The 14,274-nt window shown below is 65.3% G+C and carries 4 protein-coding genes; 1 reads left to right on the top strand and 3 read right to left on the bottom strand.

The annotated features are described in order from the left end of the window. Window positions 1-117 precede the first annotated feature (117 nt). The 3 genes from ACWGKJ_RS15430 to ACWGKJ_RS15420 are packed head-to-tail and all read right to left on the bottom strand — an operon-like array spanning window position 118 to window position 8,856. On the bottom strand, window positions 118-495 hold the full coding sequence (locus ACWGKJ_RS15430; protein WP_385023907.1) for a hypothetical protein: 378 nt from the start codon (window positions 493-495) through the stop codon (window positions 118-120). 23 nt (window positions 496-518) lie between these two features. Beyond that, window positions 519-8,537: a polymorphic toxin-type HINT domain-containing protein gene (locus ACWGKJ_RS15425; RefSeq protein ID WP_385023905.1), complete on the bottom strand. Its 8,019-nt coding sequence runs from the start codon at window positions 8,535-8,537 to the stop codon at window positions 519-521. Between the two features lie 16 nt (window positions 8,538-8,553). Further along, complete coding sequence (locus tag ACWGKJ_RS15420; protein ID WP_385023903.1) at window positions 8,554-8,856, bottom strand: hypothetical protein; 303 nt, start codon at window positions 8,854-8,856, stop codon at window positions 8,554-8,556. 756 nt (window positions 8,857-9,612) lie between these two features. Between ACWGKJ_RS15420 and ACWGKJ_RS15415 the strand changes: the two genes are divergently transcribed. After that, on the top strand, window positions 9,613-13,917 hold the full coding sequence (locus tag ACWGKJ_RS15415; RefSeq protein ID WP_385023901.1) for a LamG-like jellyroll fold domain-containing protein: 4,305 nt from the start codon (window positions 9,613-9,615) through the stop codon (window positions 13,915-13,917). Window positions 13,918-14,274 lie beyond the last annotated feature (357 nt).

Genomic DNA, 14,274 nt, shown 5'->3' with positions numbered 1-14,274 from the left:
CAAGGGCCCAGACGAGAATTTCCTCGTCTGGGCCCTTGGGTCGTTTGATCGAGAGTTATTGTGGTCCCATTTCTGGAAAACGCCGGAAGCTCACATCAACTCGATGTTAGCCATGAGTCAATCCGGAATCGATTCCGCAATATCGAACGCAGAGCTTCCATCTTCGATGACCAGGTGGAACGAATAGGAGTCGTCACACATTGCAAATTCCACCGATTGCGGCATTAGGCCCCGAAACCAGGCCGCAACACTTGCCGCTCCACGAAGTTCACCGTCGATGTAGAAGCATGTTCCCTCCTTGTTGAGCCACGCCTCCACCTCACCATCGCCGATACGGCAAGTCCACCGAAGACCTCTCCCGTCGAGCCCGGCATCCGAAGGAGTGGGCTCTTGAATCTCTGCGTTCGGCCAGTCACGCAGAAGGGCTCGGGTCAGCTCTCCTTGCTCGACGTGCCACTCGGCATCCTCGTCACCTGCGAAGACAAGGTACGTCACACCGCCACCTCACCCCTTCTGCCTCACGGAACCACTGAGACTGTACCGGGCACACCATACTTGCTCATCATTCCTTCGAAGTACGGCACCGCAGAACTCGAGTTGGTTATGATCCGGAGATTCGTGTATGGATTACCACTATCGTCAATGACAGCCGCGTAGCGCCGCATCTCATTGCCGATATCGGCATCAATAAAACCTTGCACCCTAGCATTCTTGATGCCCGGAGGGATGAATGGACTTGATTTTCCGCTAACGAATTTGGCATCGAGAATGGAGTCGCCTTCAACTCCATCCGCCCAAATCCTCTCACCTCCGCCATGCAGGCGCACTTCAATCATTCCTGTGGTGGACATCTGGTAATCGCGACTTGCACCCTTGCCGACAGCAACCCTTAGATCGCTACCACCACAAGTGTTATGCACGAGTACCGGTGTCGTCCCCGCCACGACATAGTACGTGTGGAGTTGAGCGATCGTGAGGTTGTAGGTGCGGGCGTGCTTGCTGAACTGATGCTTTGCCTGCACGGCTACGGTTGAGCCGTCCCTGGCCAGCAGGGTCATGCCTGGCTTGAGGGTTCCGGCCTGTATCCAGTGGTGTGCGGAGGGGCTCCAGAAGGGGTGTGTGGAGGTGGCGGTCAGTTTTGCCTTGCCGTGCTTGGTCTTGATGGTCAGTTCGTCGAAGTGCTTGTAGCCCTCGGTAATGATGAGTGCGGTGACTTTGCGCTTCGCGGACTTCCCGGTTTCGGGGTCTGTGGCCTGGACCTTGTCCCCGACTTTGATCTTTTCGATATTTTCCTTCGAGCCGTCCGCCATCAGGACCTTGGTGCCGGCCAGGAAGCACTGGGGAGGTGCATCGGTTCCCGATGCACCTGTGGCAGGCCCGTCTGATGCGGCGGCTTCGCTGGTTGCTGCCTTGGCGTGTTCCTGGCTGTCGGCGGGCCTGGATGCGGCAGGCGCCTTCCCATCGGACTTTGCCGCGCCGGCTGCCGCTTCCTTGCCTGCACCGGCTGCACCGCCGGCATCTGCGGTCTCGCCATGCGGTCTGTCATCGCGGCCGACTTCGCCGATCGGATCGTCCTCCGCGCCTGATCCGCAGTCGCCGAACAGTGATCCGCAGACCGTTGTGAAGGCCGAGGCACCGCCTGCGGCACATGCCGGACTGGCGAGGCCGCCGGACTCCACGGCGCATCCGCCCACCGCGATCACCACGACGGAAACAACAGCGGCCGTTGCTATCGACTCCGTAGTGTCCTTGAACAAACGCTTTGCGTAACCCCAACCGTGCGAGTTCGAGGGCGGTGTGTAGTGCGGGCTACCTACACAGGCGTCGTAGACCTGAGTGCAGGGAGGCTCCCATCCGTTCCCTTCCGGCCCGCCGGTTGCTCCTACGCCGCTACCTGCGGGGGTGTACATCTGCAGCAGACCGCTGGGGTCGGAGCTGGTGGTGGGGTTGTCTCCGGAGTAGGTGTAGCCGCCCATTTGGTTGGGGTCGCCGGCTTCGAAGACGGGGTCGGGGCTGAGGAAGCGGCCAGTGGTGGCGTCGTAGTTGCGTGCGCCGAGAAGGTTGAGGCCTGTGGTGGTGTCGGTGGGCTGGCCCAGGAAGCCCCGGTTTTCGTCTGCGGAGACCCAACTGGTGGGCTGCGTGCCGCGTGCATTGCCGTACGGGTCGAAGGCCCGGCGGGTGACGGCCGAGGTGGAGGCGTTGACAGCAGTGGTGGCGGTGCCCTGAGCGTTGGCGATCTGGTAGGTCACGCTACCGGTGGAGGTGCGGGTGATGGTGGTGCTGTCCGGGCCGGTGTAGTTGCGCAGGCCGGTCCAGGTTTTGGCGGTGACGTTCAGGGTGATCTGTTCGGTACCGCCGAAGAGATACAGGACGCGGGTTTTGTCCGCGCTGCCGACTGCACTGGTCTGCTCGAGGAGCTGGCCGTTGGCGTCGTAGAGGTACTTGCTGGTGTTGGTGGTGGCGCCGGTGGGGGTGGTGACGGTGGCTGTGCGGCCTTCGGCGTCATAGGTGACGCTCTGGATCTGGCCTGCGGGTATAGCTCCGGTGGTGGCGTTGTTCCACTTCTGGCCGGCACTGCCGCAGGTCGCGAGGGTGAGCTGGGTGCGGACGTTGGCGCTGGCGCCCGGGTCGGTCAGGCACATCGCCGTGTTGGCGCTGCTGACCAGGGTTCCACCGGTGGTGACCTTCCACTTCTGGGTGGCATCCGCGCCGCAGGTGTCGAGGACGACATGGGTGCCGGCGGCCGTGGCGTTGCCTGTGGTGTCCAGGCAGGCGCCCTTCACCTTGACGGTGCCGTCAGTGCCGATGGTCCAGTTCTGCCCGATGGTGGCATTGCAGGCGTAGGTGCGGACCACGGTGCCGGGTGTGACAGCGCCTCCGGCGTCGTCCATGCAGAGTGTGCCGCCGCCGGTGAGGGCGAAGCCGGTGCGCAACGGACCGGAACTGACGTTTTTGCGGGTGATGGTGTCGCCGGCGTTGGCGTTGTTGTGGGACGGGTCGGTGTAGGTGGGGGTCTGCGTTGTGGTGCCGGTGGCGGGGTTGCTGGTAGTGGTGGCCCCGGCCTGGTTGGGCAGGGTGGCCGCGGTGGTGCTGTCGGTGCCGGTGTAGGCGACGGTCTGTGTGGTGTCGTTGAGCGCGTTGCCGGTGGTGTCGTGGTTCACCATGCCGGTGCGGTCGCCGAGCTGGTCGTAGGTGTAGCTCTGCCAGTAGGCGGCAGGACCGCCGACCGTGCTGGTCGTGACCGGGGTTGCTCCATTGGTCTGGACACGGCTGGTGGTGCAGCCGCCGACGGATCCGACCGGGGAGCTGGTGGGGCTGGTGATGCCTGCTGTGTCCGTCCATGCCTCGGTCAGGCGTTGGAAGGAGTCGTAGGCGAAGCACTGGGTGTCGTGGGTGGTGTTGTCCTGCAGGTCGTCGATCGCTGTGATGTCGCCGGCGCGGTTGTAGCGGTAGTTGACGACGTCCACTGCGTTGCTCTGGGTCTGCATCATGCTGCTGGTCTGGGTGACCGAGCCGGTGGTGTCGTCGTACTGGGCGAAGGTGGCTGTCTCCTTGCCGACTGACCCGTAGTTGGCCTGTTTGATCCGGCCGAACGGGTCGTGGACGGCAATGTCCAGGTAGGCGGGGGTGTTGGCGGCGTTGATATAGCCGCCGAAGCTGTCGAGATTGCCTTGCTGGGTGTACCCGTAGTCCACGTCCTCGGCCGGCAGGTTGCCGTCGGCTTGGTAGTGGGTGGTGGACAGCTTCCCTGTGTTGGGCGTGTATGCGGCCGTGTTCGTGTAGGTGACGTTGCCGCTGCTGGGCGCGGTGTTCTGTCCGGCGGCGGCGAATCCGTCAGCAGCCGGGACCGTAACGGTCGAACCGGTGGGCTGGTATGCGGTGTTGTAGCCGGTGACGGCCTGGGTGTATGCCTTGCCGGAGCTTCCGCTGCCGCCGACGTAGCGGGTGGAGGAGGTGGGGTATCCCTTGGCTGGAGTGTCGTAAGTCCATGCACCCAGTTGCGTGCTGGCATCGGGAGAGGACGACCAGGCGCCCGCGTATTCAGCGGTCTTTCGGTTGTCCCAGTCGTACGCATACGACAGCTTTTGCCCGCGCGGGTCGGTGCTCTGCAGCAGGTTGCCCGCCACGTCGTACTTGTCGAAGGTGGTGGTACCGGTGTTCGGGTCGCTCTGCGTGGTCTTCTGGCCCAGCAAGTTGTAGCTGTAGGACCAGGCGTTTCCCGCGTTGTCCTTGATCGTGGAGACGCCGCCGGCGGGGGTGTAGGTGTAGCTGGTGGTGGCGTCCGCTGCGGGTACGGCTCCTGACTTGCCCTTCTGCCACAAGATCGTGGTCGCGTTGGCAGCCACGATGACGAGGGTGGAAGTGGTACGGAGCCGCAGGGTGGATCCGACGGTGGGGGCGATGTTCGTGGACATGAGCACCGCACCTGCGGTGCTGTAGATGACCAGGTTTCCGTCGGTGCCGAACTTGGCATAGGCGCCCGGGTTCCCGCTGGTTGCGCTGGACCAGATCGTCGCCCCCGTTGCCAGGGCGCTGAACACCAGGTTCCCGTCGCCCTGCATGGTCAGCCGCACGCTGCTGGAGGTGAGCGAGGTACCGGAGGGGATCACCTGGCCACCGGTCAGGATCACAGTGGAGCCGGTGTTCTTCACGACGCTGCGGGTCTTCTGTCCGAGCGCGTTGGTGAAGGTGGCGGTGGAGCGGCCCCCTGCCGGAGCGGTGGTGTCGGTTTCATCGGCGCCGGGGTAGCTGGTGGTGGTGGACCACTGTTTGACGGCCTGGTGCCACAGAGTGCTCGCCAGGGAGCGGCCCTGGCCGTCGTAGGAGGTGGTGGTCTCCGACGGGATCTCGTTCTCGTTGGCCGCGAACAGGGCGGTCGAGGGGTCGCCGGTCGGTTCGGAGTACGGGGCGTAGGAGGCGCTCGGCCAGCCGTGCGAGTCGTAGAACGTGTCGGAGATGATGCGCCCGGCAGCGACGTCGCCGTTCGCGGTCGACTGGGTCTGTCGTGGTTGCAGCATCCCGTCGTAAATGGAGATATCGGTGGAGTAACTGCCGTCTTCACGGAGGGTCTTGGTGGTGACCGAGGTCGGTGCTCCGGGCTGGGTGATGGTGCCGCCCGGGGCCGCGACCGCACCGGGGTTGATGGAGTAGGCGAAGGTCTTGTCGGCGCTCTGGCCTCCCGCCTTGTCACGGCCGGGAAGCCAGACCGCGGTGCGGCGTCCGAGCGCGTCGTACGTCATGTCGGTCTTGCGGCCGTTCGCGTCGACGTTCTCCAGGGGCAGCCCGCGCAGCGGATCTACGGTGGAAGTGACCTTCCAGTTCTTGGTGTTCAGGGAGGCGGTGGAGGTGGCGTTCGTGTTACTGCGGCCGGCACTCCATGCAGGAGTGAAGTCGGTGTGGGTGTTCTGCCCGGCTGCATTCGCGGCGTCGGTGATCCGTCCCGCCCCGTCGTACTTCATGGCAGCGGTGGTCTGCCAGTTCTCCGTGGTGCCGGTGTAGCCGGAGGCGATCTGTGTCTGTGTCACCTGACCTGAGGCGGACGTCTGCCCGAAGGCGCCCAGGTTGGTCAATACGCCGTCACCTGTGTAGCTGCCCTTGTAATAGATCTTCTTGTCGGAGAGCAGAGTGGTGGGCGTGACGGCAGTTCCGCAGGCTCCGCTGACCACGGTGACCTGGTCCGGGTAGTCGAGCATCACCGTGTTGGCGGGGGGCGCGGCGTATGCGGTGGTGGCGCATGTCTCCTGGGACGGTGTGCTGACATCTCCGTGGGCATCGACGGTCGCGACGCGTCCCTGAGCGTCATAGTTGGTGTCGGTGCGGGAGTGTCGCCAGGTGCCGTTGGCGAGGAGTTCGTACGAGTGCGCCTGGGTGCTCCTGGGCCGGTGGGCTGTCAGATCAGGGAGCGTGGAGAGCGGTTGTTTGGTCTCGCCCGGGTTGTCGTCCTGTGTCCAGGCGGACCAAGGATGCTGGACGGCGGTCTCCGTGGCGGTGAAGGCAAAGGGACCATTGACGTTGACGGCGTTTACGGTGCCGCCGGCGGCCGTGTAGTTGTCGGCCTCCAGGACGAGGCCGGCCAGTTGATTGGCGTCGGTGACGCTCTCGACGGTGTTGCCGCCGACCTTGGCGTCCACGCTGACCGAACGGCGGGTGGACTTGTCGGCCTGGTAGTCGCCGTCCATGCCCTGCAGATACGTGGTGGTCTGCCGGGTGACCGGCTCAGGTGCCTTACCAGTCTCAACGGTGACGGTGCGAAAGCCACGGAACTGGTCCCAGGTGCGGTACTCGTCGTCCGTCTGGACCGAGTCGTCTCGGTGCCAGGCGGCACCCGTATAGCTGTAGGTGGACAGCTGGCTTTCCGAGCCGGCGGGGATCTTCGAGGTGTTGGGGTTGTACTGGGAGGCGATCGTCAGGTCGGAGACATTGACCGTGTGCACGGTGGTTTTGTTGAACCAGTCCGCGATCGGCTTCGAGGCTCCGGGAACGGTCCAGTACACCGGGTAGCAGGAGTTGGTGTTGGAGTCGGCTGCCTTGATGGACAGCGTTTTGCCTGCGCACGGGTTGAGGTTGTAGTCGACGGCGATACCTTCGCCGGTTTCCGTCTGGACCGTGGAGATGCGCGGACGGTAGAGCGGGGGCGCGGACGGTGAGACGTCGTTGACCCGGTTGTCGATCTCGGTTCCGGTGAAGGAGACCTGGTTCAGGGTGAGGTCGCTGTTGCCGTTGTTGTAGGTGCCCTTGCCGGTGTGAGTGATCGACTGCAGCCACATCACGGCCTGCAGGGATCCGGCGTCCTTCGGGTCGACTGTGGTACCTGTGACCGGATCGACCGAGCCGCCCGCGTCGGAGTAGGTCTGCCCGAGCTTGTAGCTGTCCACCGGCAGCAACTTGTCCGTGCCCGAGTCTTTGACGTGGACCTTGGTGGTGATGGTGTCCAGGCGAGTAGTGGACCAGAAGCTCGGCCCTGCATCGAAGCAGACGTTCTCCGGGATGGAGGTCGACCCGGCGGGCAGGTGGGTGCTGTCGCTCGCGTCGCAGTTCTGGTCGTAGGGAACATCGGGCCAGTGGGGGGCCGTGGAGTCCTTGAGGTTGCCGGCGGAGCAGTCGGTGAAGGAGGACGTGGCCTTGCAGCGCTGGGAAGAAGTGAAATCCACCTCTCCGGCTGGGGTGTGCCCCGCCTTCTCGTCATCCAGGGTGTAGCCGTAGGCGATGGAGGCAAGGGTGCCGCCACGGGTGTAGGAGCTCAGCGTGCCGTCGTCACCGGTCGCCGCCTGGCCTGCGCCGAGGTCGTAGTAGTTGGTCTCGGTCGTGTAGTCGTAGCGCTGAACGAAGCCGGTCGGGGTGACGGCGAAGTCGAGGTTCCAGCGCCAGCCCTCGGGCTTGTCGCACTGCGATGCCTTGCCCTTTGCGGAGGTGTAGCAGGGGTCGCTGGACTGCGGGTGGAGCACCGGCACACTCCACGCGGAGTGGGTGGAGGCGTCCGTCGGCGAGGAGGACTGTGCCAGGCCCGATGTTCCGGGGCCGGTCGGAGCGTGGTCGGCGCCGAAGTAGGCGGCTGCGCCGTCGGTGGTCAGGACGCGGTAGTAGACGCCGTCGTGCAGGCCGTTGGCCGCGCCGGACAGCTCCTGAACCAGGGTTCCGTCATCGCCCTGGAGCTTCCACTCCTGGATCTCGCCCGGGACGCCGGAGCTCGTTGTGGGTACCAGGACACCGGAGTGGGATCCGAAGGAAATGGTGGCGTTGTCACCGCCCCAGCACTCGTCCCCCGACCCCTTGGCGATCTTGTTGCCACTGCTGTCCAGCAGGCTTCCGCAGGGGCGGTAGCTGCGCTCGATGGAGCCGGGCTGGTAACTCCAGCCGTCTCCCAGCCATCCCGACTGGGAGTTGCGGGCCGAGGTCTCACCGTCCACGGACTGCGAGTCGTAGGACAAGCCCACCGTAGGAGCGTTGCCGCCTATCGCCGCTGGCACCGCGATCGGGTAGGAGTAAGTGAAGGAGCCGGTGCCTGACGCCTGCCAGGTCCCCGAGGGGTTCAGGGAGGTCGCACCGTAGTTGCCCTGCGAGCCGGAGCTGCCCGAGGTCACGGCGAGGGCGGTGGTCGCAGTGTCGGCCGACATGGCCGATGCCGACAGGCCGCGACTGGTCGCGTCAGCTTTCGGTGAGCCGACGGGGATGGTCGCTGTCAGCTGGCCCGCCCCGGCCCGGTTGGTGAACCCGAGCGGGGTCCGCGTCTGGCACTCCGCCAGCTGCGGGGTCGTCAACGCGCAAGCGGGAACCCGCATCAGCTGGAGGCGGGATCCGAAGCCACCGCCATACGCCTTCGCCAGCTGGTTGTAGTCGATGACCACCCGGATCCGGTCGCTGTCTGTCATCGCACCGGCCCGGGTGAAGCCCAGCAGCATGCCATTCGCACCGGCCCTCAGCGCCTTGGCGTGCGAGGCAACCTGGATCCGCACCCCGGACGCCCGTGACGGGTGCCGGGCTGCCGGTGCGGATGACACCCACACCGGCAGAGTGCCCGCTTTCACGGGCTTCGTCACCGGGGTAAGGGCCTTCTCAGACGCGGAGTTCGACGCGGCAGGCGACGGCGCGGCTGTCGGCGAAGGCGATCCCTGCCCACCGGTCGCGCTCTGCAATGCCCTTGCTGAGAGTGGGCGGGCGGACGGGTCCGCAGACGTAGCAGGGGTCGAGGCGCTGGTCGTCGGACTGGGCGCCGGACCCGAAGAGCTGGGCGAGTTCCGGGCGCCGGGCGTACCAGAAGGGGTGGGAGTGCTGGTTGCACTGGGAGTGTTCGAGGAGAGCTTGGTTGCCGGTATGCCCTGGGTGAGGGAGACCGTGGACGCACCCGCCTTGGGCCATGTCGGCCGGACCACCTGGTAGTTGCCCAGCGCCTTGTATCCGCGCGGGTGGACCGAGGTCTTCCGGTTCAGCGAGTGGCTGCTCACTGCTGGGGTGGCGGCCAGGGCCTTGGGGCTCCACACGTCGCCCTTGAAGTGATAGTGCCCCGCATTACCGCCGCGGCTGCTGTCACCCCCCATGGGGAAGAGCCCGAAGCCGAGCCCCTGGGCGACAGCCATGGGGGCCAGGAGCGCCAGCACAACGACGGCAACCGTCCAACGACTCAGCCGTCCACCCAGGATGCGGTGTCGCACACTCGCGAACCAGCGCCGTCTGCCGCTCACTCAAACCCCCACGATCAGCGGCCCTGATGGGCCATCACACACGCGGCCACACAGGGTGTGTGATCGAAGGGGAGGCTATTGATGATCGACGACTTGCTCAATAGCCTGTGCTGACGCTGTGACCAGAAGGTGTGCAAACGGTCAGCAAAATGTGTTCGGTTTGTGTAAAGGCCAACGCCGCTGCCACGAGGCAAATCCGGACACCGCGCACACATCCGTCCCGTCCGCCAGGACAGCAGGAGTGGCGCACATCACATCAAGCGCCGCCCGTAGACAGAAGGAAGTTTGCCCTGTGTTGCAGCTATTCGTTCATAAGCGTCCTGGAGGCGCGAAGTTGAGACGGCGCCTGGCGCCACTGCCCGTTCTCGCAGTTCTCCTGCTCGCTCTTCCCAGCGTTCCGGCCGCGGCAGATGACTCCGCCTCGACTGATCCAATGCTGACCGCACAGGCTCAAGCCGTCGCGGCCGGGCAGGACACGCCCGTCGACTCGATGACCAGCCAGATATCCAGCACCGTCGCCAGCCCCGACGGCTCCTTCACCACCACGACCAACCTGATGCCGGTCCGGGTCAAGCATGACGACGTCTGGACGCCGGTAGACGCCACACTCTCCGCCAACACCGACGGCACCTACTCACCGAAGGCCACCCCCAACGACGTTTCCCTGTCCGGCGGCGGCAGTGGTCCGCTGGTCACACTGACCCATGCGGACGGCCACAGCATGGCGTTGACCATGCCCTTCACATTGCCCGCCCCGACCGTGACCGGCGACACCGCCCTGTACACCTCCGTACTCCCGGGCACCGACCTGTCCGTCTCGGTTACCGACCAAGGCGGCTTCAGCGATGTTCTGATCGTCCACGACGCCGCCGCGGCGGCCAACCCGCAGATCAAGAAGCTCACACTGGCTGCCTCCACTCAGGGCCTCACCCTGAACTCCAGCGACTCCGGAGGCATGGAAGCCACCACCTCGGACGGCGCCCTTGACTACAGCAGCCCCCAGCCACTGATGTGGGACTCCAGCACCAGCACGTCGTTCGCCCAATCCTCGACAGCCACAAAGTTTTTGAGGGCGAATACCACTTCCGATGAGCTCGCAGAGTCCGGCGACGATACGGTCTCCTCGACGGCCGGCCCCGGCCCCGGCGCCCAAGTAGCCCCTGTGCCGATGACCACCTCGCCCAGCGCCCTCACGCTGACCCCCGACACCTCGGCACTGACCGGACCGGACGTCCATTACCCCGTATTCCTCGACCCGTACACGAACCCGCACAGCAACACTTCCGGGCACTACGACGAGGTGTACTCCAGCTCCACCTGTTCCAACAGCCCGCAGTACGACAAGGGACAGCCCGGCGGCGAAGGGGTGGGTTACCAGCGCTGGGGCGGCGCCTGCGGCAACGGCATCGAGCGTTCCTACTACGCGATCCCCACCGGCGGCCTGGATCCGTCCATGGTGGTCTCCAAGGCGCTCGTCACGGTCTCATCCACCTACGCGGCGAGCTGGGACTGCTCGCAGAACCAACCGATCACCCTGCACACCACTGGATCGATCAGCAAGAGCACCGACTGGGACAGCAAACCCGGCACCGTCGACGGCTCCTACGCACCAGTCAGCACCAAGATCGCCAGCGCCGCGAATTCCGGCAGCAGTTGCAGCAATCACACGGCCAGCTTCACCGTCACCTCCCAGGCACAGAAGATCGCCGACAACCACAGCACAGCCGACGACTACTGGACCGTCGCGCTGTTCGGCAACGAATCGAGCTCCAGCAGCGACTATCTGCGTATGTCCAGCGTTCTCACCCTGACCACCACCTTCGACATCCCGCCAAGCATTCCGACCAGCCCCCACACCACCCCAACCGCCGCCGGCGCCGACGCCACCTGCGCGACCAATGGCGACGGCTGGATCGGAGCCACCACCTACAGCGACGCCGGCAGCAACATCCAGCTCCACTCCACGGTCAAAACCAACATGACCGGTGAACTCGTCAAAGCGCTTTACCATGTCTGGGACCGCAATGACCTCGATGCCTCAGGCAATGCTGCCGACAAGTCCACCCCCGACAGCGGCTACGTCTCCTCCGGCACAGACGCCGACGTGAAGATCGGGTTCACCCTCGAAGACGGACACGAGTACGGCTGGGATGTCTACGCCCAGGACAACGCTGCAGCACACCTGACCTCTCCCACCAGCGACCACTGCTGGTTCAAGACCGACCTCACCCCGCCCAACACACCCGATTTGGCGCCCAACCAGTCCTTCCCCTCCGTCGGCAGCGGCTCAGCCGACCCGGTGGTCTACGCTGGCCCTGGCAAGACCACCGACTTCACCGTGACCGCCGCCGACGTCACTCCGGCCGACACCTGCAGCCCGGGCGTGTGCCTCGCCAGCGGCGTCGACCACTTCCTGTGGCAGCTCGACAGCCAGCCCACCGCCCTCACGGGCACCAAGGCCGCTGTCACCAGCACCGACACCAAGGGTGTCGCAACCGGCAAAATCACCATCCCGGTCACCCACTGGGGCGTCCATACCCTGTACGTCGCCGCCGTCGACCAGGCGGGCAACCTGTCCCAGACACCCTCCAGTTACTCCTTCAACGCCCCCTGGAACCCCAGCACGAAAATCGGCCCCGGGGACATCACCGGCGACGGCATACCTGACCTGCTCGCCACCAGCAGCACTGGCGACCTCAACCTCGTGCCGGGTAACGCCGACCCCGCTCAGGCCGTCGCCCCCGTCCAGACCGGGCCCCTCACCGGAACCCCACCGCCGATCAACGGACCGGTGACCGTAGCCACCAAGGACGACTCCCCCGACCGCACCGGCTGGAACAACTACCTCATCGCCCACCGCGGCAACCTCCACGGAGGCGACGTCGACGACCTGCTCGCCTACAACAAGCAGACCAACAAGCTCTACACCGTCAAGAACGACCTCGACGCAACCGACGACACCTCGCTCCCCCTCGTCAAGTACTCCACCTACCCCGGCTACATCGGCAAACGTTTCACCGATGTGACCAAGGACGCCTGCGAGACCTCCACCGTCGTCGCCGACGACGCCCGCTGCCGTGCCGCCGGCTACAACAGCACCACATGGGACATCACCCAGCTCATCGCGCCAGGCGACGTATATGACAACAACAACGCCTACCCCGCGGTCGTCACCGTCGAGAACAAGAAGCTGTGGATCTACCAATTCGACGGCGGCCAGCACCTCAAGCACCCCATCCTTCTCGGCGACGGTGACTGGTCCAACCTGACTCTCATCGCCCCCGGGACCGTCGGCGGTATCCTCACGACCGACGTCCAGGGCAATGGGACTGTCACCGGCGGCCGTTCCACCCTGTGGGCCCGCGACAACACCTCGGGAAGCCTCTACAGCTTTCCCCTCAACATCGACCAGAGCAGCCTCGTGCCGCAGCTACTGCATGCCCCCGTCCACACCGCCCTCACCTCGGCCGTGGTCCCCTCCGGCGGTGGCAGCATCTGCCTCGACGACAACCACGCCCTCACCGACAACGGCAACGCCGTTCGCATTTACACCTGCAACGGCACCCCCGCTCAGACCTGGACCCACACCAGCGACGGCGCTCTCCGCGTCGTCGGTAAGTGCCTCGATGTGCCCCAAGGCGCCACCGCCAGCGGAACTCTGCTCCGGCTCTACACCTGCAACGGCACCGCCGCACAGGAGTGGACTGCAGGCGCAACCGGCAGCCTGGTCAACCCCAACTCCGGCCTCTGCCTGGACGACCCCAAGGCCGGCACCGCCAACGGAACCCAGGTACGCATCTACACCTGCAACGGCACCGCCGCTCAGAACTGGACCAGCACTGCCGCACCCGGCTGGGACGCCAACCCGCCCACCGCGCTCTCTCCTGTTCTTGCCCCCGCCCTCTACCCCGGTGTCTCCTCGACCGGAGACGTAAACAGCGTCTCCGGCAACCCGGACGGCAACCCGGACCTCTATGCCGTTGACACCAGCGGACAACTGACGGAGTACACCGGCACAGCTCCCAGCGGTGGCTCTGCATCCTTCGCCGATCCCGTCTCACTGGGGACTGCGTCCGACGCGTCCACCCACTGGTGGAACCTCGACGATGGCACCGGGGCCAGAGCCGCAGACAAGAACGGCGCCCTCGACGTCACAGCGACCGGGGCATACACCTGGGCCGGCGACGCTAGCCGCGGCAAGGTCCTCAGCCTCACCGGCACTACCGGCTACGCTGCAGCCACCGGCCCGGCCGTGGACACCTCCGACAGCTACTCCGTCTCCGCCTGGGTCAAACTCAACTCCCTCACCACCAACAGCACCTTCGTCTCCCAGGCCGGGGGAGACAACAACGCGGCAGGACTCCAGCTGTACTACTCCTCCGGCGACCAGGTCTGGGGCTTTGGACACCGCAGCGACGACACCACCACCGGCACTTGGCGAGCCGTCTACGGCAGCAAAGCCACCACCGGCCGATGGACCCACCTGGTCGGCGTCTACGACGCCACCGCGCAGGAACTTCGCCTCTACGTCAATGGCAAGCTCACAGGCGTCCGCGACTGGACCTACACCCCCTGGAACGCCACCGGCCCCCTCCAGATCGGCCGCACCGTCTCCAACGGCACCTACCTCGAATACGCCGACGGATCCATCAGCGACGTACGCATCTACAACACCGCCCTGCCCGCGGCCGACGCCGCAGCCACAGGCGACAACCCCAAACTCGGCCAACTGAGCTGACTGGCGCGGCCGAAAGAGTGGGCTTGCTCCAGGCTGCTGCCGGAGCAAGCCCACACCCAACGCCGGAACAACGTGGCCGGCCGCTTCGGCACCCGGTGGTGACCGGCGCAGCAGCAGAACCGCGGCTGGGCGGTTTAGCCTGGATCCACCGGCTTGATGTCTGTGGACAGCTTTCCCGGGAACGAGGAAGTGCCTTGTTACTTGTTACTTGCGATGATGGGAGTTCTTGAGGCTTCCAGTGCGCACGATCACGAGGGCACTGAGATGCAGTCGACGCCGTTCAAGTAGAAATCAAACGGAACACATAATCCTCCACGAGATCGCACATGAGTGGATGGATCACGGTACCTCTCTGAC

This window comes from Streptomyces sp. NPDC054757, from assembly GCF_053612185.1.
The sequence above is the reverse complement of the archived record's forward strand: the minus strand, read 5'-3'. Positions and strand labels throughout refer to the sequence as shown.